This is a genomic window from Corallococcus macrosporus DSM 14697, from assembly GCF_002305895.1.
Classification (GTDB): domain Bacteria; phylum Myxococcota; class Myxococcia; order Myxococcales; family Myxococcaceae; genus Myxococcus; species Myxococcus macrosporus.
Genome location: NZ_CP022203.1, coordinates 7,151,449 through 7,178,441, shown reverse-complemented (window position 1 = coordinate 7,178,441; position 26,993 = coordinate 7,151,449). Strand labels below are relative to the sequence as shown.

General features: G+C 70.6%; 29 protein-coding genes. 20 read left to right on the top strand and 9 right to left on the bottom strand.

The window, feature by feature from the left end:
* Positions 1-356: 356 nt before the first annotated feature.
* The 6 genes from MYMAC_RS28890 to MYMAC_RS28865 all read right to left on the bottom strand — a co-directional run bounded on the left by MYMAC_RS28890 (position 357) and on the right by MYMAC_RS28865 (position 5,161).
* Positions 357-1,112 (bottom strand): GlsB/YeaQ/YmgE family stress response membrane protein, encoded by a 756-nt coding sequence (locus tag MYMAC_RS28890; RefSeq protein WP_239989067.1) that lies wholly within the window; start codon positions 1,110-1,112, stop codon positions 357-359.
* Positions 1,113-1,149: 37 nt separating this feature from the next.
* Entirely contained in the window at positions 1,150-3,009 is a 1,860-nt protein-coding gene (locus MYMAC_RS28885; RefSeq protein WP_095960409.1) for a cytochrome c/FTR1 family iron permease, read from the bottom strand.
* Positions 3,010-3,075: 66 nt separating this feature from the next.
* Complete coding sequence (locus tag MYMAC_RS28880; RefSeq protein ID WP_095960408.1) at positions 3,076-3,435, bottom strand: hypothetical protein; 360 nt, start codon at positions 3,433-3,435, stop codon at positions 3,076-3,078.
* A gap of 97 nt (positions 3,436-3,532) precedes the next feature.
* Positions 3,533-3,769: a hypothetical protein gene (locus MYMAC_RS28875; RefSeq protein WP_043710424.1), complete on the bottom strand. Its 237-nt coding sequence runs from the start codon at positions 3,767-3,769 to the stop codon at positions 3,533-3,535.
* Positions 3,770-3,890: 121 nt separating this feature from the next.
* Positions 3,891-4,370, bottom strand: coding sequence for a dihydrofolate reductase (locus MYMAC_RS28870; protein ID WP_095960407.1), 480 nt, complete (start codon positions 4,368-4,370; stop codon positions 3,891-3,893).
* Positions 4,367-5,161 carry a thymidylate synthase gene (locus MYMAC_RS28865; protein WP_095961726.1) on the bottom strand — a complete coding sequence of 265 codons (795 nt, stop codon included), beginning with the start codon at positions 5,159-5,161 and terminating at the stop codon, positions 4,367-4,369. Before MYMAC_RS28865 ends, MYMAC_RS28870 begins: the two co-directional genes overlap by 4 nt.
* Positions 5,162-5,300: 139 nt before the next feature.
* Here MYMAC_RS28865 and MYMAC_RS28860 point away from each other — a divergent pair, with 139 nt between their 5' ends.
* The 6 genes from MYMAC_RS28860 (at position 5,301) to MYMAC_RS28835 (ending at position 10,270) form a co-directional block, all read left to right on the top strand.
* A complete protein-coding gene (locus MYMAC_RS28860; RefSeq protein ID WP_013938363.1) occupies positions 5,301-5,861 on the top strand; it encodes a cob(I)yrinic acid a,c-diamide adenosyltransferase in 561 nt (186 codons plus the stop codon).
* A gap of 13 nt (positions 5,862-5,874) precedes the next feature.
* Positions 5,875-6,894, top strand: coding sequence for a tRNA epoxyqueuosine(34) reductase QueG (gene queG, locus MYMAC_RS28855; protein WP_095960406.1), 1,020 nt, complete (start codon positions 5,875-5,877; stop codon positions 6,892-6,894).
* Positions 6,867-7,844 carry a DMT family transporter gene (locus MYMAC_RS28850; protein WP_095960405.1) on the top strand — a complete coding sequence of 326 codons (978 nt, stop codon included), beginning with the start codon at positions 6,867-6,869 and terminating at the stop codon, positions 7,842-7,844. Before queG ends, MYMAC_RS28850 begins: the two co-directional genes overlap by 28 nt.
* A 61-nt stretch (positions 7,845-7,905) precedes the next feature.
* Positions 7,906-8,661 (top strand): 2OG-Fe(II) oxygenase, encoded by a 756-nt coding sequence (locus MYMAC_RS28845; RefSeq protein WP_204816998.1) that lies wholly within the window; start codon positions 7,906-7,908, stop codon positions 8,659-8,661.
* 9 nt (positions 8,662-8,670) lie between these two features.
* A complete protein-coding gene (alkB, locus tag MYMAC_RS28840) occupies positions 8,671-9,324 on the top strand; it encodes a DNA oxidative demethylase AlkB (protein ID WP_095960403.1) in 654 nt (217 codons plus the stop codon).
* Between the two features lie 253 nt (positions 9,325-9,577).
* A complete protein-coding gene (locus MYMAC_RS28835; RefSeq protein ID WP_095960402.1) occupies positions 9,578-10,270 on the top strand; it encodes a trypsin-like serine peptidase in 693 nt (230 codons plus the stop codon).
* Between the two features lie 10 nt (positions 10,271-10,280).
* On the opposite strand, the gene MYMAC_RS28830 is transcribed toward MYMAC_RS28835, so the two are convergent.
* The gene (locus tag MYMAC_RS28830; protein WP_095960401.1) at positions 10,281-11,039 is read right to left on the bottom strand and encodes a hypothetical protein; all 759 of its coding nucleotides are present in this window, start codon (positions 11,037-11,039) and stop codon (positions 10,281-10,283) included.
* Between the two features lie 93 nt (positions 11,040-11,132).
* Between MYMAC_RS28830 and MYMAC_RS28825 the strand changes: the two genes are divergently transcribed.
* The gene (locus tag MYMAC_RS28825; RefSeq protein WP_013938370.1) at positions 11,133-12,020 is read left to right on the top strand and encodes an MTAP family purine nucleoside phosphorylase; all 888 of its coding nucleotides are present in this window, start codon (positions 11,133-11,135) and stop codon (positions 12,018-12,020) included.
* Positions 12,021-12,142: 122 nt separating this feature from the next.
* Positions 12,143-13,189, top strand: a complete 1,047-nt coding sequence (locus MYMAC_RS28820) for a YihY/virulence factor BrkB family protein (RefSeq protein WP_095960400.1) — start codon at positions 12,143-12,145, stop codon at positions 13,187-13,189.
* A 4-nt stretch (positions 13,190-13,193) separates the two neighbouring features.
* Here MYMAC_RS28820 and MYMAC_RS28815 read toward each other — a convergent pair whose 3' ends face one another.
* Positions 13,194-14,018 (bottom strand): M48 family metallopeptidase, encoded by an 825-nt coding sequence (locus tag MYMAC_RS28815; protein WP_095960399.1) that lies wholly within the window; start codon positions 14,016-14,018, stop codon positions 13,194-13,196.
* A gap of 204 nt (positions 14,019-14,222) precedes the next feature.
* Between MYMAC_RS28815 and mutM the strand changes: the two genes are divergently transcribed.
* The 9 genes from mutM to MYMAC_RS28770 all read left to right on the top strand — a co-directional run bounded on the left by mutM (position 14,223) and on the right by MYMAC_RS28770 (position 22,867).
* Positions 14,223-15,095: a bifunctional DNA-formamidopyrimidine glycosylase/DNA-(apurinic or apyrimidinic site) lyase gene (gene mutM / locus MYMAC_RS28810; protein WP_013938373.1), complete on the top strand. Its 873-nt coding sequence runs from the start codon at positions 14,223-14,225 to the stop codon at positions 15,093-15,095.
* 76 nt (positions 15,096-15,171) lie between these two features.
* Entirely contained in the window at positions 15,172-16,998 is a 1,827-nt protein-coding gene (locus MYMAC_RS28805) for a TIGR04551 family protein (RefSeq protein ID WP_095960398.1), read from the top strand.
* A 2-nt stretch (positions 16,999-17,000) separates the two neighbouring features.
* Complete coding sequence (lptM, locus tag MYMAC_RS28800; protein WP_204816996.1) at positions 17,001-17,240, top strand: LPS translocon maturation chaperone LptM; 240 nt, start codon at positions 17,001-17,003, stop codon at positions 17,238-17,240.
* Positions 17,237-18,478, top strand: a complete 1,242-nt coding sequence (gene lysA / locus MYMAC_RS28795; RefSeq protein WP_095960397.1) for a diaminopimelate decarboxylase — start codon at positions 17,237-17,239, stop codon at positions 18,476-18,478. The genes lptM and lysA overlap by 4 nt, the downstream gene beginning before the upstream one ends.
* A gap of 16 nt (positions 18,479-18,494) precedes the next feature.
* Positions 18,495-19,382, top strand: coding sequence for a 4-hydroxy-tetrahydrodipicolinate synthase (gene dapA / locus MYMAC_RS28790; RefSeq protein ID WP_095960396.1), 888 nt, complete (start codon positions 18,495-18,497; stop codon positions 19,380-19,382).
* A 38-nt stretch (positions 19,383-19,420) separates the two neighbouring features.
* Positions 19,421-20,233, top strand: coding sequence for a 4-hydroxy-tetrahydrodipicolinate reductase (dapB, locus tag MYMAC_RS28785; RefSeq protein ID WP_095960395.1), 813 nt, complete (start codon positions 19,421-19,423; stop codon positions 20,231-20,233).
* Positions 20,230-21,000, top strand: coding sequence for a fumarylacetoacetate hydrolase family protein (locus MYMAC_RS28780; RefSeq protein WP_013938379.1), 771 nt, complete (start codon positions 20,230-20,232; stop codon positions 20,998-21,000). Before dapB ends, MYMAC_RS28780 begins: the two co-directional genes overlap by 4 nt.
* Entirely contained in the window at positions 20,997-21,521 is a 525-nt protein-coding gene (gene folK / locus MYMAC_RS28775) for a 2-amino-4-hydroxy-6-hydroxymethyldihydropteridine diphosphokinase (protein ID WP_013938380.1), read from the top strand. The genes MYMAC_RS28780 and folK overlap by 4 nt, the downstream gene beginning before the upstream one ends.
* Positions 21,518-22,867 (top strand): tetratricopeptide repeat protein, encoded by a 1,350-nt coding sequence (locus MYMAC_RS28770; RefSeq protein WP_095960394.1) that lies wholly within the window; start codon positions 21,518-21,520, stop codon positions 22,865-22,867. The genes folK and MYMAC_RS28770 overlap by 4 nt, the downstream gene beginning before the upstream one ends.
* 20 nt (positions 22,868-22,887) lie before the next feature.
* Here MYMAC_RS28770 and MYMAC_RS28765 read toward each other — a convergent pair whose 3' ends face one another.
* The gene (locus MYMAC_RS28765; RefSeq protein ID WP_095960393.1) at positions 22,888-23,946 is read right to left on the bottom strand and encodes a KpsF/GutQ family sugar-phosphate isomerase; all 1,059 of its coding nucleotides are present in this window, start codon (positions 23,944-23,946) and stop codon (positions 22,888-22,890) included.
* A gap of 132 nt (positions 23,947-24,078) precedes the next feature.
* On the opposite strand from MYMAC_RS28765, the gene fsa reads away from it, so the two are divergent.
* From fsa to MYMAC_RS28750, 3 genes are all read left to right on the top strand, one after another.
* Positions 24,079-24,750 (top strand): fructose-6-phosphate aldolase, encoded by a 672-nt coding sequence (fsa, locus tag MYMAC_RS28760; protein WP_013938383.1) that lies wholly within the window; start codon positions 24,079-24,081, stop codon positions 24,748-24,750.
* A 189-nt stretch (positions 24,751-24,939) separates the two neighbouring features.
* Entirely contained in the window at positions 24,940-26,076 is a 1,137-nt protein-coding gene (locus tag MYMAC_RS28755; protein WP_013938384.1) for an acyl-CoA dehydrogenase family protein, read from the top strand.
* 117 nt (positions 26,077-26,193) lie between these two features.
* Complete coding sequence (locus tag MYMAC_RS28750) at positions 26,194-26,991, top strand: electron transfer flavoprotein subunit beta/FixA family protein (RefSeq protein WP_095960392.1); 798 nt, start codon at positions 26,194-26,196, stop codon at positions 26,989-26,991.
* Positions 26,992-26,993: the final 2 nt, after the last annotated feature.

Here is a 26,993-nt window from a genome sequence, read left to right as displayed (position 1 = left end):
CGGGTTTCATGCTGAACGGACCGCCGCCGCCCCGAGAGCCTGTGCGCCACTGTGACGTCCCGTGGTGGGTCCCTCACGCCAGCGCCAGGGTGCCGTCCCGGAGCCAGGCCCCTCGCGCTGCGGTGACATCTCAGGGCGGGCCCCTCGCACTGCGGTGACGTCCCGGGGCGAGCCGCTCGCTTCACGGTGACGCCCCCGAGGGAGGCCGCTCGCCTCACAGTGGCGTCACAGGGGGGCCGGAGCCGGTCCCACGGCTTGCTGTTTGGAAATGTCGGGGGTTTTGTGTCGCGCAAATGTCCCGACATTTCCGGACAGCGAGCTCCCGAGGGGCGCCGAGGCCCCCGGGGGCCCTCGTCTCAGAAGCGGCCCGCGAGGCCCAGGCGAGGCCCGCGCTCGCCCATCCCCGCGATGGGGACGACCTGGAACGAGTGCGCCGCGGTCCTGCGGGGGGGCGCGGGGCGCTCCTCCGCGGGCGATGAGAGCTCGTAGCCCGCCACGGCGCCCACCACGGGGAGGAGCATCAGGAACACGGCGCCGCCCTGGTCCTGATCGCCGATGCCCAGCAGCGCGGAGCCCAGCAGCGCGCCGCCCCAGCCCACGAGGCTGCCGCCGGCGGTGGCGAGGAAGGTGCCCTGGCCGCCCATGAGCTTGCCGCCCAGCCAGGTGCCCGCGGGGATGCCCACCACCAGGCCGCTGAGGCCACCGACACCCGCGACGATGCCGCACTCGTCGCAGCCCACCGTGGACGCTCCCACGAGGAACCCGGTGACGAGGCCCACGGTGCCCGCGACGATGCCGCCACCGGCGCCGGCCACGAACTCCACCGCCACGCGCGGCACGGGGTCCGCGGGGCGGGCCCGTCCCTTGTCGGGCAGGGCCTGCTCGCTGACGGAGTGGGTGCCCTCCGTCTCCTGACCCGGCGGGGCGTCACCGTCGCGAAAGGTCGGGGCGTCCCAGTCGTCCTGCGCGGGAATCAGGGGCGGCGGCGTCAGCTCGGGCGCGGGCGCCCTGGCGGGCTCTGACGCGGCGGGAGCCTCCTGGGCCCAGGCGGAGCCCTGGCCCGAGAGGAGCAGGACGGCCAACCCGATGGAGCGCGCTCGCGAAACCTTCACCTGGGACACGCTATCGCAACGACGGGCGCGCGTCGCCCTAACCCGCGGAGGCCTGGGAGACGGGCTGGGCACGCCCCTTGCGGCGCAGTAGCACGAGGGCGAGCGGAATGCCGCCCAGGAGGACCTGGGGAACGAGCGAGCAGGCGTCCGGATGGATGCCCAGCATGTCCACGGTGATGAACGGGAAGGGCAGGGGGGACAGCGGCAGCGCGCCGACCTCCTGCAGCGAGTGCAGGCCCTTGCCCAGCAGCATCACCGCGGTGAGGACCAGGATGACGGTGGACGCGTTGAAGAGCGTCTTCATCGGCAGGCGGTAGCCCAGCCGGTTGATGAAGAGGACCAGCACCACCATGGCCACCGCGCCCAGGAGCGCGCCCCAGGCCACGCCCTCCGGCGAATCCAGCGCGAGGCCCTGGAGGAAGATGGCCGTCTCGAAGCTCTCACGCAGCACCGCGGTGAACGCGATGAGGAACAGGCCCAGCATGCTGCCGCGGCCCAGCGCGCCCTGCATCTTCTCGCGCAGCTCGCCCATGAACTGGCTGATGTTGGAGCGGGCGTTGAGCCACAGCGCCGCGTACAGCAGCATGGCCACCGCCACGAGCGCGGCGATGCCCTCCATCCACTCGCGCTGGGCGCCGGCCAGCAGGTGCCGGCCGAGCACGTAGGCCAGCGCGCCGACGACGAGCGCGGAAATCCATCCGAAGTGCACCACGCGGGCGTGCTCGGTGGCCTTCATCTTCCGCAGCGCGGCCAGCAGCGCCGCGACGATGATGGTGGCCTCGAAGCCCTCGCGCAGCAGGATGAGCAGCGTCAGCCACAGGGTGGACAGCAGACTCGCGGTGTTGCCCGAGTCGCGCCGGGCCTGGTCCAGCAGCGCCAGCAGCTCCCGGCCCTCGTCCTGGAGGTGGGGGCTGCCGCGCTCGGCCGCCATGCGGGCCTTGAGGAAGCCCTGCTCGATTTTCAGCGTCAGCGAGGCGTCGCGCGCGCTGAGCTTGGGCTCCACCGGCTCCACGCCGTTGAGGTAGCCGTCCAGCAGCGCCGCCTTCGCGCCCGCGACGTCGCCCGCGGCGCCCAGGCGCATGGCCTCCTGCACGTTCTCCCGGGCGGCGAGCAGCGAGCGCTCCTCGTCCGCTTCCAGCATCTTCCGGCGCAGGCACGCCAGGTTCTCCTGGCCGAACGCCTTCACCAGGTCCGCGTCGGTGGCGTTGGCCAGCCGCTCCAGCGAGACGCGCGGCGGCGCGCCCTCGCACTCGGGCAGGCGCAGGGTGAAGACGTAGAAGGCCAGCGACCAGCGCTCGTCCTCGGACAGGGTGGGGTAGGCCGGCATGGCGGTGCCCGGCACGCCGAAGCTGGTGGTGTTGAAGGCCTTGTACGGCGTGAGGCCCTCCATCAGCTCCGCGTCCTGGAAGTTGGCGGGGGCCGGCTCCATGTTGGCGGCGATGGCCACGTTCGCGCTGCCGTCCGCGCCATGGCACGCGGCGCAGTTGGTGGCGAACAGCGACTGGCCCAGCGCCAGGTCCGGCGGACGGCGCGGGCTGCGGGCCAGACCTCCGGCCGTGACGAGGTTCTCCACCAGCTCACCGCAGTCGCGGCTGACGCCCGCGGGGTCCTCGCCCTTGTCCACGCGGGCCTGGATGTCCTGCACGCGCGGCAGGAAGGCCGCCGCGGCGGGCCCCAGCCCACGCGCCGCGTCCACCGCCTCCGCCGCGAAGCTCTTCTGCTCCGCCAGCTCGAACGCGGACTGCGACTCGATGGCCAGCGGATAGTCCGCCTCCAGGTACTGGAGGATGCCGATGAGCCGGTGCCACGTACGTTCCTCCGAAGCGCCGTCGTCCGCGCGGGACGACACTGGCAGGGCGAGCAGGAGGAACAGCAGCAGCGAGGCGGCGCGGGTCATGCCCCCCCTCTACCAGCCGTGTGTTGGCCTTTCAATCTTGCGAGGCAACTTCAAAAACAGCCGAAGTCAAGACACGGTGCTCTCGGAAAGACCGGTGGGGCCAATCGTCTCCACGACCTGCAGTGAGCCCACGCGGAGTGAGTCCACCTGCCAGTCATCACCCCGCAGCTTGCCGATGGTCAGCGCGCGGATGGCCAGGGTGCCGATGCTGAGCGCCCCGATGGCGAGCGCGCCCAGCGCGGTGGCGCCCACGGCGAGTGCGGGCAGGGCCCGGGGGCGCGGCCTCAGCCGGTGACGCAGCAGGGGGGCGAGCCGGAGGCTGGCCACGAGCGCGGCCACGTTGGAGGCCGTGAGCACCGCGGCGCTGGAGAGGGCGGCGGTCCGCCACGGCATTTCAAGGGGACGGGAGAGGATGGTGGTCTGCATCCCGTGGAGGTGCGCACGGCGCCAGGGCGTGCCACCCGGCGGGACGGGAGGCCCCCGGCCGGATGGATGGCCGGGCGCCCCGTGTCTCACCTTCGACCTACGGCTCGATGATGATGTCGCAGTACTGCGGGTAGCGGTTGCACGGGTAGCAGGTGCCGCCGGGGCCGCCCACGCAGACCTCGTTGACGGCGCAGCGTCCCTGCAAATCACACATGCGCAGCTCCTGCTCGGCGCTGCCCGTTTCGCCCACGGGGGCCTCTTCCACGGGACCGCCACAGGCCATCATCACCACCGCCGCAACCAATCCAAGTCCTCGCATCCACGTCTTGTGCATCCAGAGCTCCTTGGGACTGACGGGTGAAGTCTGGATTGTGTGCCCAACACTTGAAGTTAGGAATGTGGGCGCGTGCCCTCACCCAGGCATGCATGTAGACGCCACCGGGTGGGTGGGGGCGTCAGCGCTCGTAGGTGAGGAAGGTGTGGGGCGGCTCCGCGTCGGGATGCGCTTCTTCGTCGACGCGAGTCCAACCCGTCAGGTCCACGTCAGGGAAGCGGGTGTCGCCGGGGAAGTCCCGGTCGATGTGCGTGAGGTAGAGGCGCTGCACGCGGTCCATCGTCTGGGCGTAGAGGTCCGCGCCGCCGGCGATGAAGACCTCGGGGTCGCCGCTGGCCTCCGCCATGGCGAGCGCTTCATCCACGGAGTGCGCCACCTGGACGCCCGGCGGCGCGAAGTCGCGTTGGCGGGTGACGACGATGAAGGTGCGGCCCGGCAGCGGGCGGCCAATGGACTCGTAGGTCTTCCGGCCCATCACCAGGGTGTGGCCCATGGTGATGCGCTTGAAGCGCGCGAGGTCCGCGGGCAGGCGCCAGGGGAGCTGGTTGGCCGCGCCGATGACGCGGTTGGCCGCCATGGCGACGATGGCGGACAGCTTCATACGGCCACGGGCGCCTTGATGGCGGGGTGCGGTTCGTAGCCTTCGAGCGTGAAGTCCTCGTACTTGAAGGCGAAGAGGTCCGTCACCGTGGGGTTGAGGCGCATGCGGGGCAGGGGGCGCGGCTCGCGCGACAGCTGCGTCTTCGCCTGCTCCACGTGGTTCAGGTACAGGTGCGCGTCGCCCACGGTGTGGATGAACTCGTGCGCCTGCAGGCCCGTCACCTGCGCCACCATCATCGTCAGCAGCGAGTACGAGGCGATGTTGAAGGGCAGCCCCAGGAAGATGTCCGCGCTGCGCTGGTAGAGCTGGCAGGACAGCCTGCCGTTGGCCACGTAGAACTGGAAGAGGACGTGGCAGGGCGGCAGCTTCATGGCCGGCAGGTCCGCCACGTTCCACGCGCTGATGATGTGGCGGCGCGAATCCGGGTTCTTCTTCAGCCCCTCCACCAGCGCCTTCATCTGGTCGATGTGCTCGCCGCCCGGCGCCGTCCACGAACGCCACTGGTGGCCGTACACGGGGCCGAGGCTGCCGTCGGCGTTGGCCCACTCGTCCCAGATGGTGACGCCCTGGGCCTGGAGCGTGCGCACGTTGGTGTCCCCCGCGAGCATCCACAGCAGCTCATGGAGGATGGACCTGGTGTGCACCTTCTTGGTGGTGAGGAGCGGGAAGCCCTGCGTGAGGTCGAAGCGGAGCTGGGGCCCGAAGACGCTGAGCGTCCCCGTGCCGGTACGGTCGCCCTTCTTCACCCCATGGTGCAGGACGTGGTCGAGCAGGGACAGGTAGGGCTGCATGGGGCCATGTACGATCGTGACCGCGCCGGACACAAGGGGGCCATTCCGCCGGTGAACTCCGTACAGGGCTGTACCTCGTCGTGCCCGCGGTGCGGCTTCCCATGGACGCCAGTCGCCGCGCACCGTTAGAAGCCGGGGCATGAAAATCTACACGAAGAGCGGTGATGCCGGAGAGACCGGTCTGTTCGGTGGCGGACGCGTCGCGAAGGACGACGTGCGTGTGGACGCGTACGGCGAGGTGGACGAGCTGAACGCGACGCTCGGCCTGGTGCGGAGCTTCGAGGGGCCCACGGACGTGGACGCGCTGCTGCACCGGCTGCAGGACCAGCTCTTCACGGTGGGCGCGGTGCTCGCCACGCCCGAGGACACGAAGGCGTCAGCGCACATCCCCGAGCTGAAGGCCGAGTGGGCGGAGGACATGGAGCGCGCCATCGACGGCTTCGAGGCCGAGCTGTCGCCCATGACGCACTTCATCCTGCCCGGAGGCACGCAGGCCGCGAGCGCGCTGCACCTGGCGCGCACCGTCTGCCGCCGCGCCGAGCGCCGCACGGTGCCGCTGCTGCGCGAAGGGAAGATTCCCAAGGCGGTGGTCGTCTACCTCAACAGGCTCTCCGACCTGCTCTTCGTCCTCGCCCGGGTGGTCAACCACCGTGCGGGCGTCGAGGACGTGAAGTGGATTCCGGCGAAGCCCTCCAGGTAGCCGGACGCGCCCCGTGACTGTTCTGCCCACCGCCCATCTGCGTGACCTCGCCAGCTCGGTCGGCTTCGACCTGGTGGGGTTCGCGCGCGCCGAGCCCATCCCGCCCGACTTCCTGCTGTCCTGGGTGGCCGCGGGCTACGCGGCGGACATGGACTGGATGGGCGAGCGGGCGGCCGAGCGGCTGGACGTCTCCGTCCTGCTCCCCGGCGCGAGGACGGTCATCTCCTTCGCGAACAACTACTGGCGCGACGACGCGGAGACGGTGGGCTCGCCCATCGCGCGCTACGCGCGTGGCCGGGACTACCACTCCACGCTGCGCGACCGGATGAAGGCGTTCCGCAAGGCGCTCACCGTGATGTACCCGGGGCTGGGCACCTACGGCGGCGTGGACAGCGGCCCGCTGATGGAGAAGGTGTGGGCGGCGCGCGCGGGGCTCGGCTACGTGGGGAAGAACGGCTGCTTCATCACCGAGCCCTACGGCTCCTGGGTGCTGCTGGCCACGCTCGTCCTGGACGTGGAGGTGGACGACTACGGCACCGGCCCGGCGGCGGACCGGTGCGGCGCGTGCCGCCGCTGCCTCGTGTCGTGCCCCACCGGCGCGCTGGTGGGCAACGGCCGCGTGGACGCGCGCGCGTGCCTGTCCTACCAGACCATCGAGAACCGCGAGCAGCAGGTGCCGGAGGCGTTCCGGCTCAAGTTCGACAACCTGATTTTCGGCTGCGACATCTGCCAGCAGGTGTGTCCGCTGAACCGCCGGCCGGTGTTCGCCGAGCACCCGCGCTTCGCGCCTCGCGCCGTGGCGGAGTTGGGGGTGCGTGAGCTCGCGGGACTCACGGTGGAACAGTATGAGCACCTAATACCTGGCACCGCGCTGGCGCGCGCACGCTATGACGGACTGCGCCGCAACGCCGTGTATGCGTTGGGCGTGGCGAAGCAGGCGGACGCGAAACCGTTGCTGGAAAAGCTCTGCGGCGATTCGAGCGAATTGGTACGTACCGCCGCGCAATGGGCGCTCCTTCAGCTCGACCCCTGACGTCCACCTCCGCGCAGTCCCTGGGCCCTGTCTATGCCGGGCTCATCCTCCAGGTCCTCATCAGCGCGGGCACGTACCTGGCGGGAAAGCGCGCGATGTCGGAGCTGCCGCCGCTCACGGTGGTGCTGTGGCGCTTCGTGCTGAGCGGGACGGTGTTCGCGCTGTTGCTGTGCTTCCTGCCCGGGCCCCGGCTGCCGCCGCGCAAGGAATGGGGACGCGTGCTCATGCTGGGCCTGCTGGCGGGGCCGGTGAACCAGGTGTTCTTCTTCCATGGCCTGTCCCGGTCCACGGCGGCGCACGCGGCGCTGCTCTATGCACTGACGCCGCTGGGCGTATACCTGCTGAGCCTGGGGCGGGGGCATGAGCGGGCCTCGCTCCGGGCGGTGGGCGGCATCGTCACGGCGTTCACGGGCGTGGTGGTGCTCCTGCTGGGGCGCGGGCTGGTGGACGCGAGCGGCTCGCTGCAGGGTGACCTGCTCATCCTGGGCGCGGTGATGTCGTGGGTGGTGTACACGACGGAGGGCAGGCCGTTCGTCGCCGTGCACGGGCCGATTCGCGCGACGGCGTGGAGCATGACGGCCTCCACGTTGATGATGCTGTTGATGGCGCCGTTCTTCGCGAGGCCGGAGGCGGTGCTCGCGGCCAGCCCCGCGGCCCGGTACTCCATCGTCTACCTGGGCCTGCTCACGTCGGTGGTGGCGTACCTGCTCTGGTACTTCGCGCTGTCGCGGGTGCCGGCGTCGAAGGTGGCGGTGTTCTCCAACCTCCAGCCCGCGGCGACCGCGCTGGCCGCCTGGGCCCTCCTGGACGAGGCGCTGCACTGGGAGCTTGCGGTGGGCGGCGTGCTCGTGCTCCTGGGCGTGCGACTGACCCAGGGCGCGCACGTCCGGCCGCCCGCGGCGGCAGCGGCCGTTCCGGAGCGGCCTCCAGCCTCCTCGCGCGTCGGATAGCAGCAAGACCCGGAGTGCCGGGGCTGCCTGGACCTTTTAGCTTCCAGTCATGGCAGACACCATGTCCACGCAGAAGGCGACGGCCCGAAAGGCGCGTCCGCCCGGCGCCGTCCGCGCAGTGAAGCAGGTGGCCGAGGTCGACTGGGCCCGCGTCGAGGAGGCGTTGGACGCGCGCGGTTGCGCGACGTTGGAGCGGCTCGTCACGCCGGCCGAGTGTGAGGCCCTGGCGGCGCTGTACCCGGAAGACGCCGTGTTCCGCAGCCGAGTGGTGATGGCGCGGCACGGCTTCGGGAAGGGCGAGTACAAGTACTTCGCGTACCCGCTGCCGGACGGGGTCGCCGGGCTGCGCGAGGCGCTGTATCCCCGGCTCGCGCCGGTGGCGAACCGCTGGAACACCGCCATGGGCATCGAGGTCCAGTACCCCGAATCGCATGCGGCGTACCTGGAACGCTGCCACGCGGCGGGGCAGGTGCGGCCGACGCCGTTGCTGCTGCGCTACGAGGCCGGCGACTACAACTGCCTGCACCAGGACCTCTACGGGGAGCACGTCTTCCCGCTCCAGGTGGCGATTCTGCTGTCGGAGCCCGGGCGGGACTTCACGGGAGGGGAGTTCGTCCTCACCGAGCAGCGCCCGCGCATGCAGTCACGCGCGGAGGTCGTCCCGCTGCGCCAGGGAGACGCGGTGGTGTTCGCCGTCCACCACCGCCCGGTGCAGGGAACGCGAGGCGTGTACCGCGTCAACCTGCGGCATGGCGTCAGCCGCATCCGCTCGGGACAGCGTCACACGGTGGGCGTCATCTTCCATGATGCGGCTTGAGGCGCGCCCATGACGTTGGACCTGTTCGACAACCTCGGCGGCACGGGACCTCGCGAGGAAGCGCTGGGCCTCGGGGCCAGGGTCCTCCGGGGCTTCGCGCTGGCCCAGGCGGGGGCGCTGCTGCGCGCGGTCCAGGACGTCACGAACGCTTCGCCCTTCCGGCACATGGAGACACCGGGCGGGTTCCGCATGTCGGTGGCGATGACGAGCTGTGGTGCGTGGGGCTGGGTGACGGACCGGACGGGGTATCGCTACGACGCGGTGGACCCGGTGCAGGGGCGGCCCTGGCCGGACATGCCGGCGGTCTTCCTTCAGCTCGCGCAGACGGCCGCCGCCAAGGTGGGCTTCGCTGGCTTCACCCCCGACGCGTGTCTGGTGAACCGCTACGAGCCCGGCGCGAAGATGTCGCTGCACCAGGACAAGGACGAGCGCGACTTCAGCGCGCCCATCGTCTCCGTTTCGTTGGGGCTCCCGGCCGTCTTCCTCTTCGGTGGGGCGGAGCGGTCGGACAAGCCGGAGCGCGTGCGCCTGAGCCATGGCGACGTGGTCGTCTGGGGAGGACCGGACCGCCTGCGCTACCACGGCGTCATGCCGCTGAAGGCGGGCCACCACCCCCTGCTCGGAGCGCATCGCATCAATCTGACGTTCCGGAAGGCGCGGTGAGGGCCGAGGGCGGTGCGCGAGCGTCTTCAGCGCGGCGTGAATCGCGCGGAAAATCCAGGCAGCGAAGGTTCCGCGCCCACCTCGTTCGACAGGTTGCCCATGCATTGAGTCTCGCGGTGCGGGGCTGCGTGCGGCCCGCCGCGTGAGGGCAGGCGCTCCACGGAAGGCGCGTGGGCCGTGCGCATCAACGCTGCGTCCTGACGGAGGTGCTTGTCATGAATGGAGTGATGGTCGCACGCGCGTCGTCGACACCATGCTGCAGCCGCGACGCGCGACCGTTCGCCTGACGGTCTGCTCGGGCGGCTCCTGTGGACAGTGCACGGGCTCGTACATCGGCCCCTGGACGCTGGTCACCGCGGCGCACTGCATCCGCCGTCCAGATGGACTGACGACGAACCGCATCATCTTCGGCCCGGCGCAGAACGGGACGTCCCTGCCGCTGGGGAGCGTGGATTGCCGGAACGACGACGCGAACTCGTCGAACGACATCCTCATCGGCGTGCCTTCGGGGTACGCGCACGGCGCACTGGATTCGCCCCTGGACTATGCCGTCGTGGATACGTTTCCCTGCCACGCCGCGCCATCCATGTTCACGGGCTACGTCATCGACAGTGGCTCCGCCACCTACGACATGTTCGGCTATCCCGCCGATACCTGCCCGGGCGCGCCCGGCCCGGCGACGTTCCAATGTGGCATGAGCGGGGCGGCCGGAATCAACGGCCATCGGATTGAGACCGAGCACATCGATACGACGGGCGGGCAGAGCGGCGGGCCCTGGTCCCGAAACATGGGGAGCGGTGTCCACCGGGTCGCCGCGATGCACACGGGCTTCCGGAGCTACTTCGACCTTTTCAAGTGCGGCTTTGACCCGTGCCAGCGGAACTTCGGACGCCGTATCGACGCCAGCGTGGACGCGTTCATCAAGGCCATCTCCTTCGACTTCTAGGCGCCCCCGCTCAATCCCCGTCCGGGTCCCAGTCGGAGATGTCGTACTCGGGCTCGGGCGGTAGCGCCGGCCGGCTGGACTTGCTGGGCGCGGGCTTCTTCGCGGCCGGAGGTGGCGCCTCCGGCAGGTCGTCGCCGACCAGCGGGTCCTCCTTCTCCGGGCTCGCGGTGACGGCGGGCGGGGTGGGGGTGGGCGCGTCATCCGGCGAGTCCAGGTCCCCCAGGGACGCCGGGTCCGCCGGGGCCGGGGGCGGAGGTGCCGCGGGTTCAGTCGCCCGGTACCCGGTCCGCGTGGCCTCCACCGCCACACCGGAGGATGGCGGCGGGGGAATGGGCTCTGGTGCGGGGCGCGAGGGCTCCACCGCCACGGAGGACTCCGACGCGCGGTAGCCATCCCTCCGGTTGGAGCCCTGCTCATCCCCGAACGGGTCCTCCTCCCGGGACTTGCGCCTGCGCGTCGGCTGCGCGCCGCCGTCCCCGAAGGGGTCCTCCTCGCGCGTCAGCCGCTTGCCCCTCCGCCGCCTCGGCGGGTCCGCCACCACGCCTGAAGGCAGGCCCTTGAGCGACGAGTGCCGGTCCGCGCACAAGCCCAGGTTCTCCTGACAGTCCGCCAGGCAGTGGGTGAGCTTCTCGACGGTGCGCCCGCTGCCCCCGAATTCGATGGAGCAGTCCTCCTTGCACGTGCCGAAGTCCTCCTGGCAGCCAGAAGGGACGGCGGCCGCGGCGGGGCCGGCGGCGAGGGTCAGGCCGAGAATCAGGAGGGCTCGCATGGCGATTACGAAAACTACCAGTCTTCTGGGGTTCCGGCGCCAGGGGGCCGCGTTATGGTCCCCTGGCGCGGTGGTCGCGCCACGAGGAGGCACATGGCTGTCAGGGTGGGCATCATCGGGAGCCCCGGGCTGGCCCAGGCGCTGGGCATCCCCGGCAAGGGCGAATCCCACATCATCGAGACGCCCTTCGGCCCTCACGCGGGTCCCATCGTCACCACCGAGCTCAATGGCGTCTCCGTCGCCTTCGTCGCCCGCCACGGCTCCGGCCACGTCTACAACGCCACCCGCGCGCCCTACCGCGCCAACGTCTACGCGCTGAAGGTGCTGGGCGTCACCCACGTCCTCGCCACCGGCACCGTGGGCAGCCTGCGCGAGCACATCCAGCCCCTCCAGCTCGCCGTGCCGGACCAGGTCATCGACCGGACCTACCGCCGCCCCTGCACCTTCTACGACGACGTCGCCGTCCACGTGGACCTGGGCAGCCCCTTCTGCGGCACCCTGCGCCACGTCCTCGCGGAGGCCAGGGACCCGCTGGGGCCCACCGTCCACACCGAGGGCACCTACGTCTGCATCGAGGGCCCGTCCCTCAGCACCCGCGCGGAGAGCATGCTCTACCGCACCTGGGGCGGAGACCTGGTGGGCATGACGGGCATGCCCGAGGCCCGGCTCGCCCGGGAGGCGGAACTCCACTACGCCATGGTGGCGCTGCCCACGGACTACGACTCGTGGCAGCCCCGCGCGCCGGGCGAGGCGCATGACGACCTGCTGGCGCTGATCTCCCACCACCGGAAGGCCGTCACCGCCAGCGGCGCCGCGCTCATCCGCCGCGCGCTGCCTCGCATCGCCGGAGCCCGCGCCACCTGCCGCTGCGACTCCGCGCTGGCCCTGGCCATTGGCACCGAGCGCAGCCGCATCCCCGACGAGGTGCGCGGCAGCCTCCGTCCACTGCTGGGCAGATACCTCCCGCCCAACGTCGCCTGACGACACCGCGCCCCGCCACCCGCCGAGCCACGGAGCGTGTGCCCGGCCGGCCGCCTGCTGCCAAAGCGCGCGCCCGTTTTCACCTTCTGTGCCCCGGTACGACTCGGAGCGAGGAGGCGAGCATGCGGCTGCCCAGACTCAAGCATTTGTCCTGGCGCGAGTTCTGCCGGCGCTTCGTGAAGGAGTTCCAGGAGGACAGCGTCACCGACATCGCGGCGCAGCTCTCGTACTACCTGCTGTTCTCGCTGTTCCCCTTCCTCTTCTTCCTCGTCACGCTGGTGGCGTACCTGCCGTTCGCCCCGGGCGCGGTGGACGCGATGCTGGACCGCGTCCGCCCGCTGGTGCCGGGCGACGCGCTGGGCCTCATCACCGGACACCTGGAGTCCCTGGTCAACCAGCCCCAGCCCAAGCTGCTGACGGCCGGTCTGGTCATCACGCTGTGGTCCGCGTCACGCGGGGTGAACGCGCTGCGCACCGCGCTCAACCTGGCCTACGACGTCACGGAGTCCCGGCCCCTCTGGAAGACGCAGGGCCTGGCGATGCTGGTGACGGTGATGGGCTCGCTGCTCATCCCGCTGTCCTTCGCCGTGTTCCTGCTCGGCGGACGGCTGGGGCTGTGGCTGGCGGGGAAGCTGCAGCTCGTGGACGCCTTCCACCTGGTGTGGTCCTGGCTGCGCTGGCCCTTCACCGCGTCGCTGGTGATGCTGGTGCTGGCGCTCTGCTACTACCTGCTGCCGGACGTGAAGCAGCGCTTCAAGTACATCACCCCCGGCTCCGTGCTGGGCACCGGCCTGTGGCTGGCGAGCACCTGGGGCTTCACGCAGTACGTGGAGCACTTCGGCCAGTACAACGTCACGTACGGCTCCATCGGCGGCGTGATGGTGCTGCTGCTGTGGCTCTACCTCTCCGGGCTCATCTTCATCTTGGGCGGCGAAGTCAACGCCATCCTCGAGCACGCCTCGGCGGAGGGGAAGTCCAAGGGGGCGCGTGGCTTCGACGAGCCCGCGCCGCTGGAGCCGCCCCTGAAGACGGCTGGCGCGGCCAAGAGCGCCAGCACCGCCATGCGCTCGAAGCTGGCGCGCTTCCGGTGGCGGCGGCGCGTGGCCCGGGGCAAGGAGCCCGAGCCCACCGTGGAGGAGCAGGACCCCCGCTCCTCCACGCTGCACTGAACGGCTACTTGCCGCCCAGCGACTGCTTGATGGGGGGCAGCCCGCCCGGCCCGTTGTTGCTGCCGCGCAGCTTCTTCTCCGAGATGATCTTCTGGATGTTCGCGATGCGGTCCCGGTTGGTGGGGTGGGTGCTCAGCCACTTCATCATCGCGGGCGTGTCACCCTGCTCCTTCTGGAGCTTCTCGAAGAAGGTGACGAGGCCCCGCGGGTCGTAGCCCGCGCCGGAGGCGTAGCGCGCGCCGTACTCGTCGGCTTCAATCTCCTCGCCGCGGCCGTGCGCCAGCATCGTGCCGCCGCTCACGAGCTGCGCGGCGATCTGCGCCACGGTGCCCGGGTTCTTCCCCAGCGCCGCCTGGGTGATGGTCTGCAGGCCCATCTGGTTGACCATGGCGCGCGCCGAGTGCCGGCCCACCACGTGGCCCGCCTCGTGCGCCATGACGCCGGCCAGCTCCGCCTCCGTGTCCGCGGCCAGGATGAGGCCCGTGTACACGTACAGGTAGCCACCGGGCGTGGCGAACGCGTTGACCGTCTTCGGGTCGTCGATGACGTGGATCTTCCACTTCACCCCGGGCCGGTCCTTGGAGGCTTGCTTCAGGATGCTGGCGGAGATGCCGCGCACGTAGTCGACGACGGCGGGGTCCTCCACGTACTTGATCTTCTCCTTCGTCTCCAGCTCCGCCTTGACCTGCTTGCCGAGCTTCTCCTCCTCCTCGTCTGAGATGAAGGCGCGCGCCACGGCCTTCTCCGCGCTGATGCGCTGCTGGGTGCAGCCCGCCGACAGGCCCGTTGTCAGGGTGAGTCCGAGTACCGCCACGAGGATGCGCTGCATGCGAGTGGTGCCTTTCGTGCCAGGGGTCTTCGCCGCGTTGCCGCGCGGGATTGCGGGACGCTGGCCCACATCGGCACCTGCCTTCAAGGGCCGCGTGGTGCAAGCCTCCGGGCATCCGGTCTCCGCCCGGGCCGGGGGCCGGTGTTGGCTGCCCGGCAGGTTGGCGGTGCGTGGGGCGCCCCGCCGGTGTATGTGCCCCGCAGGATGCCTGAGCTACCCGAAGTCGAAATCGCCCGGCGCAACCTGGTGCGCTGGTTCAGCGACCGGCGCCTCGTGCGCACCGAATCCGAGGACACCCGCATCTTCCGGGGCGCCGAGCGCCAGCAGTTCAACCTGCTGACCGGCCGCCTGGAGTCGCTGGTCCGCCGGGGCAAGTACCTGCTCTTCGCCTTCGAGGGCGGCCGGGGGTTGATGGGGCACCTGGGGATGACGGGCAAGTTCGTCCGCCGCGCCGAGGGCCAGGTGGCGCCCTACAGCCGCGCCCGGTTCCACCTGGATGACGGCCAGGTCATCCACTTTTCCGATCCACGGATGTTCGGCCGCCTGGAGCCGGCGCCCGCCTCGCGCCTGCGGGAGCTGGACGCGGTGCGCATCCTGGGGAGGGATCCGCTGGCGGATGGCCTCACCTCGGGGCAGCTCGAGCAGGCCCTGGGCGCCTCCCGGCGGGAGCTGAAGGTGGCGCTGATGGACCAGGAGCGCATCTCCGGCCTGGGCAACATCCACGCCGCCGAGGCGCTCTTCCGCGCCGGCCTCCACCCCTGCCGCCTGCCCGGCACCCTGACGCCGGAGGAGTGGAAGCGGCTGGTGCAGGCCATCCGCGCCTCCATCGACTTCGGCCTCAAGGAGCAGGAAGGGGAGGAGCCGGTGTACCTGGAGGAGGGGCGCTCGGAGAATCCATTCCTGGTGTACGGTCGCGCCGGGGGCCCATGCTCCCAGTGCGGCACCCAGGTCGAGTCCTTCACCCAGGGCGGCCGTACCACCCACTTCTGCCCCCGGTGCCAGCCCCGGGACGGCCGCCGTGCCGAGCCGGGGGCGCCGGCCGTTGACGGCGCGAAGGCCCGCCCTGGTAAGCGTTGACACCCCTCGGTCCGGTGGCTTGAATCGCCCGCCTTTCAGACCCGGCCGCCCCAGGTGGCCCTGGAGATCGTTGCCCATGTCTCACGCCCTGCTGGCGGCGCTACTCGTCGCTTCGTCCACGGCCACCGCGCAGACGCCGGTGCCGGAGGGTAGCCCGCCCGCGCCCGCGGAAGCCGCACCCGCGGAGTCCGCTCCCGCCGCACCCGCTGAAGCCGCTCCCGCCGCGCCCGTGGAGGCCACGCCCGTGCCCTCCGCTCGCGAGAGCGTCAGCCGCGACGACCTGGAGGCCCTCAAGGAGGAGCTGCGCGAGGAGATTCGCGCCGAGGCCGCCAAGCAGTCCATTGGCGCCACGGACGAGTGGGCCGAGGAGTTCCCGGAGGAGAGGCGCAAGCTCGAGGTCTTCACGCTCGACGGCTACTTCCGCGTCCGCCCCACGCTCTTCTACAAGTTCGACCTGGGCAAGGCGCCCGGCCGGGAGCTCTTCCCGCGCTCGCCCCGCAGCCCGCAGGAGAACACCCAGTCCTTCGCCACCATGCGCGTGCGCCTGGAGCCCACCTTCAACATCTCCGAGCAGGTGGCGTTGAAGATGGAGGTCCTCGGCCTGGACAACTTCATCATGGGCGCCATGCCGGACACGCTGCTGCCCGGCAACACCCGCAACCTCTTCGGCATCTTCTCGGAGAGCCAGGACCCGCTGGCGGATGCGCTCCAGGACTCCATCAAGCTGCGCCGCGCCTACGGCGAGGTGAAGACGCCGGTGGGCATCCTGCGCTTCGGCCGCATGGGCAGCCAGTGGGGCCTGGGCATGCTGCGCAACGACGGCACCTGCTTCGACTGCGACTTCGGCGACACCGTGGACCGCGTCCAGTTCGTCACCAACCCCTTCGAGGGCTGGTACGTGACGCCGATGCTGGACTTCAACGATGAGGGCGTCAAGGACACGCGCGGCACCGTGGGTGAGCCCATTGACCTGACCCAGTCCGATGACGCGCATAGCTGGGTGATTGCCATCGCGCGCCGGGACACCGACCAGGTCATCCGCTCCAAGCTGGACAACAACCAGGGCGTGCTCCAGTACGGCCTGCACTTCACCTACCGCACCCAGAAGTGGGAGTACGACGGCTCCACCACGAACGGCCAGAACACCGGCTTCATCCCGCGCGACGCGACGATGTTCGTTCCGGACCTGTGGCTGAAGTACGAGGAGAAGAACTGGCGGATCGAGTTCGAGGCCGCCGCCCAGCTCGGCCGCATCGGCAACCGCGCGCTGGACGTGGGCGGCATCAACGACCCCACGCTCAACCAGAGCCTCACCATTGCCCAGTTCGGCGGCGTGGCGCAGGGCGAGCTGCGGCTGCTGGACCAGAAGCTGTCGCTCAACCTGGAGCTGGGCTTCGCCTCCGGCGACAAGGCGGCGGGCTTCGGCAACCAGCCGGGCCGCCCGGGCTCGGGCACCAACGGCCGGACCGCGCCGGGTGACTTCGAGGGCCCGCAGTATGCTTGTGGCACGGGCGGCTGCGAGGACAACGCCATCCGCAACTTCCGCTTCAACCGCGACTACCGCATCGACCTCATCCTGTGGCGCGAGCTGCTCGTCGGCGTGACGGACGCCATCTACGTCCGCCCGTCGGCGAAGTACACCATCACCGACGGCTTCGACCTCTACGGCCGCGTCATCTACTCGCAGGCCGTCTACGCGGAGTCCACGCCGTCGTTCACCAACAAGGCCCTGGGCCTGGAGGTCAACGTGGGCGCGGACTACAAGACGGAGGACGGGTTCATCGCCGGCATCGCCTACGGCATCCTGTTCCCGATGAGCGGCCTGCAGGAGTTCGACGAGACGGCGCGCCTCGACCTCGACACGCCGCAGACCATCCGCGCCTGGCTGGGGATGCAGTTCTAGCCATGCGCCACGTCCTCGCTCCGCTCCTCGTGGCCGCCAGCCTGTCGCTGGCGCTGGCGGCGTGTGGCATCAAGGGGCCGCCCCGGCCGCCGTCCGCCCCGGCGACCCAGACGCAGCCGCCGCCCCCCGAGTCGGAGCGAGGACCGCTGGATCCGTCGGGGCCCACCCTGACGCCCACGCCGGGGACGGGCGTGGAGACGCCGCTGTCGCCTCCGGAGTCCACGGACGCGGGAGTCCTGTGAATCACTTCGCCTACCGCAAGGGCGTGCTCCACGCGGAGGATGTGCCGCTCCAGGCCATCGCCGAGTCCGTGGGCACGCCCACCTACGTGTACTCCACCGCCACGCTCACCCGGCACGTCCGGGTGGTGACGGAGGCCTTCGGAGACCGGCCGCACCTCATCTGCTACTCGGTGAAGGCCAACTCGAACCTGGCCATCCTCCGGCTCGTCGCCGAGCGCGGCGGCGGGTTCGACATCGTCTCCGGCGGTGAGCTGGCCCGGGTGCGGCACGTGGGTGGGGACGCCAGGAAGACGGTGTTCGCCGGCGTGGGCAAGACGCAGGAGGAGATGGAGGCGGCGCTGGCCGCGGGCATCCTCCTCTTCAACGTGGAGAGCGCCGAGGAGCTGGAGGCGCTGGACGCCGTGGGCCGCCGCCTGGGCCGCCGCGCGCCGTTCGCGCTGCGCGTGAATCCGGACGTGGACGCGCGCACGCACCGGTACATCTCCACGGGCCTGAAGACGTCCAAGTTCGGCGTGCCCTTCGAGGAGGCGGTGGCCCTCTACGCGCGCGCGAAGAAGCTGAAGGGCCTGGTCGCCACCGGGCTGGACTGCCACATCGGCTCGCAGCTCACCCAGACGGCGCCCCTGCGCGCGGCCCTGGCCAAGGTGGCGGGGCTGTACTCCGCGCTCAAGGAGAAGGGGCATCCGCTGGCCTACCTGGACGTGGGCGGCGGGCTGGGCATCACCTATTCGGACGAGACGCCGCCGTCGCCGGACGAGTACGCGCGCACCGTGCTGGCCGCCGCGGGGGCCACGGGCGCCACGCTCATCGTGGAGCCGGGCCGGGCGCTGGTGGGCAACGCGGGCGTGCTGCTCACGCGCGTGCTGTACCGGAAGAAGACGCCGGCGCGGCACTTCGTGGTGGTGGACGCGGGCATGAATGACTTGCTGCGCCCCGCGCTCTACGAAGCGCACCACGGCCTCCAGCCGCTGGTGAAGCGGCGGGGCAAGGCAGTGGAGGTAGACGTCGTGGGGCCGGTGTGTGAGTCCACCGACGTGCTGGCGAAGGCACGGCCCCTGGTGCTCCCGCAGGCAGGCGAGCTGTTCGCCTTCATGAGCGCGGGCGCGTACGGCATGAGTATGTCGTCCACCTATAATTCCCGGCCGCGCCCGGCCGAGGTGCTGGTGGACGGAGCGGCGTGGCGCGTGGTCCGGGAGCGGGAGCGCGTCGAGGAACTCTGGCGCGGCGAGCGGGCCTGAACATATAAGCCCCGGCATGAAGACCTTCGAAGGCTCCATGACGGCGCTGGCCACTCCGTTCCGCAACGGGGCGCTGGACGAGCCCGCCTACCGGGCGCTGGTCCGCCAGCAGATTGAAGGGGGCACCAGCGTGCTGGTCCCCATGGGCACCACCGGCGAGGCCGTGACGATGACGGCCGACGAGCGCGCCCGCGCGGTGCAGGTGGTGGTGGAGGAGGCGAAGGGCCGCGTGACGGTGGTGGGCGGCGCCGGCTCCAACAGCACCGCGGAGACCATCGAAGGGGTGCGCCGCGTGCGCGAGGCGGGCGCGGACGGCACGCTCATCGTCACGCCGTACTACAACAAGCCCACCCAGGCGGGCCTGGTGGAGCACTACCGCGCGGTGGCCCGGGCGCACCCGGGCTTCCCCATCATCGCCTACAACGTGCCGGGCCGCACGGGCGTGGACCTGCTGCCGGACACGGTGCTGCGGCTGTGTGACATCCCCGAGGTGGTGGCGCTCAAGGAGGCCACCGGCAGCATGCCGCGGGCCATCGACATCCTGGAGAAGTGCGGCGACCGGATGACGCTCCTGTCCGGTGACGACTTCACCGTGCTGCCCTTCATCGCCTGCGGCGGCAAGGGCGTCATCTCCGTGTCCTCCAACATCGCGCCGCGGATGATGGCGGACCTGGTGGCGGCGGCGCGCGCGGGGAATATCGCGGTGGCGCGCGACCTCCAGGTGCGGATGAACGCGCTGCACCGGCTGCTCTTCATCGAGTCCAGCCCCGCGCCCGTGAAGTGGGGTTTGCACGTCATGGGATTGTTCGGGCCCGAAGTGCGGTTGCCCCTGGTGCAGATGACCGAGCCCAACGCCGCGAAGCTTCGAGACGCCATGCGCCAGCTCGGGCTGCTCAACGGCTGAGCCTCCCGCATTCCGCCTCAATCTGGAGCGTGGCAGACATGATTCGCACCGTCATCACCGGCAGCACCGGCCGCATGGGCAGCACGTTGCTCCGCCTGACGCACGAGGCGGGTGACCTGCGGGTGGTGGGCGCCACGGCGCGTCCGGGCAGCGCCGCCGTGGGGCAGGACGCCGGGGTGGCCGCGCGGCTGGGGCCCGTGGGCGTGCTGGCGGTGGACAGCCTGGAGCGGGCGCTGGACGCGGGGGCGGACGTCGTCATCGACTTCACCAGCGCGGAGCTGAGCGTGGCGCACGCGAAGGTGTGCGCCGCGCGCGGCGTGGCGCTGGTGGTGGGCTCCACCGGCTTCTCGCCCGAGGCGTCCGCGGCGCTGGCCGAGAGCGCGAAGGCGGTGCCCATCGTCGCCGCGCCGAACATGTCGGTGGGCGTCAACCTGGTCATCCGCATGGCCGCGGAGCTGGCGCGGGTGCTGGGGCCGGGCTTCGACGTGGAGGTGCTGGAGGCGCACCACCGCATGAAGAAGGACGCGCCCAGCGGCACCGCGCTGCGGCTGGCGGACGTGCTGGCGGAGGCCCTGGGGCGCACCCAGGAGGACCTCGCCTTCGCGCGGCACGGGCAGATTGGCGCGCGGCCCGCGCGCGAGATTGGTGTGCAGACGCTCCGGGGCGGCGACGTGGTGGGCGAGCACACCGTCTACTTCTTCGGCGAGGGCGAGCGCATCGAGCTCACGCACCGCGCCACCAACCGAGACCAGTTCGCTGCTGGCGCGCTGAGGGCCGCGCGCTGGGTGGCGGGGCGCGCGCCTGGCCTCCATGACATGGCCGACGTGCTCGGCCTCCAGAGGACTTCATGACGACCGCGCGCTACTGCCGCTTCCTGCACGAGGGCCGGGCCCACCACGGCCGGGTGGAGGGCTCCGAGGTGGTGGTCCTCACCGCCGCGCCCTGGGCCGGCGCGAAGGAGACGGGCATCCACCGCTCGCTGTCCTCGCTGACGCTGCTGGTGCCCTCGGACGCGTCCAAGGTGGTCTGCATCGGCCAGAACTACCGCAAGCACGCGGAGGAGATGGGCAAGCCGGTGCCGCCCGAGCCGCTCATCTTCACCAAGCCCTCCACGGCGCTCAACGGCACCGGCGCCCCCATCCGCATCCCCAAGGCGAGCCAGGAGGTCCACTACGAGGCGGAGCTGGCGCTCGTCATCGGCGAGAAGCTGAAGAACGCCGACGAGTCCACCGCCGCGCGCGCCATCTGGGGCCTCACCTGCTTCAACGATGTGACGGCGCGCGACGTCCAGCGCCGCGAGGTCCAGCACACCCGCGCCAAGGGCTACGACACCTTCGCCTGCGCGGGGCCCTGGGCGGTGACGGGCCTGTCCCCCGACGACCTCCAGATTGTGTGCCGCGTGAACGGGCAGGTGCGCCAGGACAGCCGCACGTCCGACATGATTTTCAGCCCCGCGCGCCTGGTGTCGTTCATCTCCCACATCATGACGCTGCTGCCCGGGGACCTCATCAGCACCGGGACGCCGTCGGGGGTGGGGAAGCTGTCGGCCGGGGACACGGTGGAGGTGGAGCTGGAGGGAATCGGGACCCTGGTGAACCCTGTTGAGATGGAGCCGTGAGCGACACCGTCTACGTGGGATTGGGTTCCAACGAGGGGGAGCGAGAGAATCACCTCGTCGCCGCCCTGTCCGCGCTGTCCCGCATCGACGCGGTGGCCGTGCTCCATTGCTCCTCGCTCTTCGACAGCGCCCCCGTGGGGCCGCCGCAGCCGCGCTTCCTCAACGCGGTGGTGGCCCTGGAGTGTGGCCTGCCGCCGCAGCGGCTGCTCTGCATCCTCCAGCAGATTGAGAAGGACCTGGGGCGCCGCCGGGAGGTGCGCTGGGGCCCGCGCACCATCGACCTGGACATCCTCTTCTGGGAGGGACAGGTGGTGGCCGACCCCACGCTGCAGGTGCCCCACCTGGAGCTGCACAAGCGCCGCTTCGCCCTGGAGCCGCTCGTTGAGCTGGCGCCACACCTGCGTCATCCGGTACTGGGGATGTCGGTGAAGGAGCTCCTCGGGAAACTCGCCCCGCAGGATGTCCGCAGGAGCGAGGCCACGTGGTGGCCGGAAGCGAGCTACTCGAGCAACGACACATGACCCTGTCCCTTGCCCTGGCCACCGCGGCGCTGCTGAGCGCAGAGCCCTCCACGCTGCCCCCCGGCCACCCGGTCATCCCTCCGGGGACCCAGGCCTCGCCCGCCACCTCCGGCATGCCGGAGGGCCACCCGCCGACCGAGGGCGTGGCCCCCAGCATCCAGCCAGAGCAGCTCCCGCCGGGGCACCCGCCCATGTCGGGCACGGGCCGGGCGCCGCCGTCCGCCGAGGAGCTGCTGAAGCAGCTCGACTCCACGGAGGGGCTGGCGGGCCGGGAGAAGACCTTTGAAATCGCCGCGTCGCTGGGCCGCCTGTACTACGTGAATGGCCGCAACGCGGACGCTGTCACCTACCTCCAGCAGGCGGTGGAGCGCGCGAAGCCCACGCGGACGTTGTTCCTGGCGCAGCGCAAGAAGCTGGGCAAGGCCGCCGTTCCCACCGCGGAGGCGGCGGGCTGCGGCTTCACCGTGAACACGCCGGTGGAGGACATGGGGGCGGCCGCGCAGGAGCGCGCGAGGAAGGGTGACACCGCGGGCGCGGCGGCCTGCGCGCGCGCGGCGCTGACGCCGGTGCTGGAAGTGGCGGTGATGCACGCCAACGCGCTCTACCTGTCCAACGAAGGCGCCAAGGCGCTGGCGGCCTATGACGACGTGCTGGAGGTGGAGCCCCGGCACGAGGACGCCCTCTATGCGCGCGCCGCGCTGCTCTTCGAGACGAAGGGCGAGGACGTGGCGGCGCTGAAGGAGGCGGGGAAGGGCTTCGAGGCCGTCGCCGCGGCGCATCCGGATTCGTACCGCGCGCCCATGGCGAAGCGCATGGCGGCGCTGGTGGAGGAGACGGTGAAGGCGGGGGGCCGCAAGCAGCTCCTGGCCTCGCGCGCCGAGGACCGCCGCATCCGCCTGTCGCAGGCGCCCGCGGCCGCCGCGCCCTCCGCGCCAGACGCGCCCCGGCCGCTGTCCCAGGAGATGGTGGACGCGGTGAAGAACACCGAGCGCACGCCGGAGCTGGAGCAGGGCCTGGCGAAGCTGGTGGAGGAGGGCGAGGCGCTCCTGGCGAAGGGCCAGTATCAGGAGGCGCTCGCCAACTACACGCGCGTGGTGCCCTTCCAGCCGGAGAACGGCCGCGCGAAGGCGGGCATGGCCTGGGCCCTGGTGGGCCTGGAGCGCCCCATGGCGGCGCGCGTGTGGGGCGTGGCCGTGCAGTCCGACCCGCTCTCCGTGGAGAAGCTGGGCGACACGCTCAAGGCCAAGGGCGACGACAAGGGCGCCAAGGCCCTGTGGGAGAAGCTGGCCACCGACGCGCCGGACTACCCCAACAAGGCCAGCCTCCAGGCGAAGCTGGGCAAGTAGTCCGCCCAGCACGCCCGCGCTCAGACGAACTTCGCGGCCAGCAGGTCCTGCACGTCCAGCAGGCCCACCGCGCGGCCCTCCACGTCCACCACGGGGAGCTGGTCCACGCGCAGCTCGCGCATCTGCGTGGCGGCGGTGAGCACCAGCGTCTCCGGCGTCACGCAGCGCGGACGCTTCCCCATCAGCTCGCGCACGGGCACGGTGAAGTCGGTGAGGCCCGCCTCCACGCGGCGGCGCAGGTCGCCGTCGGTGAAGATGCCCACCAGCTTCCCAGCCTTGTCCACCACGCACGCGGCGCCCGGCCTGCCCGGCGTCTTCGTCATCACCCCCACCACCGCGGACAAGGGCGAGGTGTCGCGCACCAGCGGGTTGGCGTTGCCGGTGCGCATCAGCTCGAAGACGCGCTGCACGGAGCGGCCCAGCTTCCCGCCCGGGTGCAGGAGCGCGTAGTCCTCCGTGCCGAAGGGCCGCGAGCGCAGCACCGTCATCGCGAGCGCGTCACCCACCGCGTGCAGCGCGGCGGTGGAGGCCGTGGGCACCAGCCCCATGGGGCACGCCTCCGCGATGGCGCCGATGTCCAGCACCACGTCCGCGCCCCGGCCCAGCGGGCTCTTCGCGTCACCCGTGAGCGCGATGACGGGCGTCTGCATCCGCTTGAAGGACGGCAGCAGCCGGATGAGCTCCTCCGTGGAGCCGCTGTTGGACAGCGCCAGGATGACGTCGCCCCGGCCCACGCGGCCCAGGTCGCCGTGCACGGCCTCCGCCGGGTGCAGGTACACGGAGCGGATGCCGGTGGAGGCCAGCGTGGCGGACAGCTTCTGGCCGATGTGGCCCGCCTTGCCCATGCCGGTGACGATGACCTGGCCCGCACAGTCCCGCACGAGCTGCACGGCGCGCAGGAAGTCGTCGCCCAGGCGCTCGGTGACACCCAGGATGGCGCGGGCCTCCGCCTCCAGCACGCTGCGCGCGTAGGCGAGCGTGGCCTCCGCGTCGGGGAGGACGGCAGGCGCCTGGGCGGGACGGCCGGGGAGGGCGCGCAGGCGGGGCTTCTTGGCAACGGAGCGAGAGGAGCGGGCCATGTTCAGTGTCCGGCCTTCTACCTCCGCCCCCCGGTGGTGGCCACCCTTGACGCATGGGGGGGCATCGGTTACGCGCCTGCTCGCCCGGCCTCCTTCGGCCGGGGCACATTCCACCTTCAGGAGAGGGACGAGATGAAGTTCTTCATCGACAGCGCCGACGTGGAGGAGATTCGCAAGGCCCACGCCATGGGCTGCGTGGACGGAGTGACGACCAACCCGTCCCTGCTCGCCAAGGTGGGCCGGGGCCTGGAGGAGACCATCCGCGAAATCTGCTCCATCGTGGATGGCCCCATCAGCGCCGAATGTGTGTCCAATGAAGCGGACGAACTCATCAAGGAGGGCCGCTCCCTGGCGAAGATCCACGACAACGTCGTGGTGAAGATTCCCATGGGCGTGGAGGGCATGAAGGCCACCAAGGCGCTGACCGCCGAGGGCATCCGCACCAACGTCACGCTCTGCTTCTCCGCCAACCAGGCCCTGCTGTGCGCCAAGGCCGGCGCCACCTACGTGTCGCCCTTCGTGGGCCGGCTGGATGACATCTCCCAGGACGGCATGGAGCTCATCTCCAACATCCTGGAAATCTACCGGAACTACGAGCACTTCAACACGCAGGTGCTGGTGGCCAGCGTGCGCAACCCCGTCCACGTGCTCCAGGCCGCCCGCCTGGGCGCGGACGTGGCCACGCTGCCCTACAACGTCATCACCCAGCTCGCCAACCACCCGCTCACCGACGCCGGCATCAAGAAGTTCCTCGCCGACTGGGAGAAGGTCCCCAAGGCCGCCAGGCCGCCTGCGTCCAAGTAACCCCTCGGGAAATACAGACTAAATGTGCTTTGCATGGCTCCAATCCCCCCGTGGGGTTGGAGCCTGTTTTTTTGAGAAAACTGGACCGGGCTCTCCTCCGCTTCCCCGCGGGTTGCACTGGCGATTTCGCGCCGCGGCATGTATTCGTTGACTCCAGAGTCAACGAGCCGAACCCGTCACGAGGTCCCCATGGAATTCCAGCTCACCGACGCCCAGCGCGCGCTGCAGGAAGCGGCGCGCAAGTTCGCCCGCGAAGTGGTGCGTCCGAAGGCCGCCCACTACGACGAGACGGCCACCTTCCCACTCGACTTGCTGACGACCGCGTGGGAGCTGGGGCTGCTCAACATGGCGATCCCCGCCGAGTACGGCGGCGTGGGTCTCTCCCACCTGGACCAGACCATCGTCGCCGAGGAGCTGAGCTGGGGCTGCGCGGGCGTGGCGACGTCCATCATCGCCAATGACCTGGCCAACCTCCCCATCATCCTCCACGCGACGGACGAGCAGAAGAAGCGGCTGCTCACGCCCTTCACGGAGAAGCTGAAGTTCTCCTCGTTCTGCCTCACGGAGCCCGAGGCCGGCAGCGACGTGGCGAACATGCAGACCACGGCGCGGCTGGAGGGGGACCACTACGTCCTCAACGGCGCCAAGTGCTTCATCACCAACGGCGGCCAGGCGAGCCAGTACACGGTGTTCGCCACGGTGGACAAGGGCAAGAAGCACAAGGGCATCACCTGCTTCGTGGTGGAGGGCCGCCCTGAAGGGCTCTCCGTCAGCAAGCACGAGAACAAGATGGGCCAGCGCGCCAGCGAGACGGTGTCGCTCACGTTCGAGGACGTGCGCGTGCCGGTGGCCAACCGCATTGGCGAAGAGGGGCAGGGCTTCGCCATCGCCATGGCCACGCTGGACAACAGCCGCCCGCTCACGGCCATGTTCTCCGTGGGCATCGCGCGCGCCGCGCTGGAGCACTCCATGGAGTACTCCACGCAGCGCCGCACCTTCGGCAAGCCCATCATCGAGCACCAGGCCATCCAGTTCATGATCGCCGACATGGCCATGAACACCCACGCGGCCCGCATGCTCACCTACGAGAGCGCGTGGCTGCTGGACGAGGGCAAGCGCAACTCCCTCCAGTCCAGCTTCGCCAAGTGCTTCGCGGCCGACATGGCCATGAAGGTCGCCACCGACGCCGTCCAGGTGTACGGCGGCTACGGCTACATCAAGGAGTACCCCGTGGAGAAGCTGATGCGCGACGCCAAGCTCATCCAGGTCTACGAGGGCACCAGCCAGGTCCAGCGGCTCGTCATCGCGCGGGAACTGTTCAAGTAGCGCCGCGGCACCCCGTCCGGCGGCCGTTTCCCATTGCCGCCGTGACGCCCGGATGCCTATTAACCCAGGCTGTTCACACGAATTCCAAACTCCTCTCCCGTAAGGAGAAGCACCGCCGTGAAGATCCTCGTCACCGCCAAGCGCGTGGAAGACCCCGAGTCGAAGATCAAGGTCAAGCCGGATGGCTCGGGCATCGTTCAGGAGGGGCTGAAGTACAAGATCAACCCCTTCGATGAAATCGGCGTCGAAGAAGGCCTCCGGCTCGTCGCGAAGCACCAGGGCGAAGTCGTGGTGGTGTCCATCGGCGGCAAGGAAGTGCAGGAGCAGCTCCGGCACGCCCTGGCCATGGGCGCGCACCGCGCCGTGTGGGTGAACCACACCGGCCCGTTGGATCAGCTCGGCATCGCGGGCCTGCTCCAGAAGGTCGTGGAGAAGGAGAGTCCGGACCTCGTCATCCTCGGCAAGCAGTCCATCGACGATGACCAGAACCAGGTGGGCCAGTACCTCGCCGAGTTCCTCGGCTGGGGCCAGGCCACCTTCGCCTCCAAGGTGGAGTCCATGGAGAGCGAGCAGGAGAAGAACAAGGTCCCCGCCATCGTCCTGTCCGCGGACAAGAAGAGCGTGCAGGTGATTCGCGAGGTCGACAACGGGCTCGCCACGGTGGAGTGCCAGCTCCCCGCCGTCGTCACCACCGACCTGCGCCTCAACCAGCCGCGCTACGCCAGCCTCCCGGGCATCATGAAGGCGAAGAGCAAGCCCATCGAGGAGCTGACGCCGGCCAAGCTGAGCGTGGACGTCACCCCGGCCATCCAGGTCCTGAAGCTGTCCTCGCCCCCGGCGCGCAAGGCCGGCATCAAGGTCGAGGACGTGCCCACCCTGGTCGAGAAGCTGCGCAACGAGGCGAAGGTCGTCTGAGC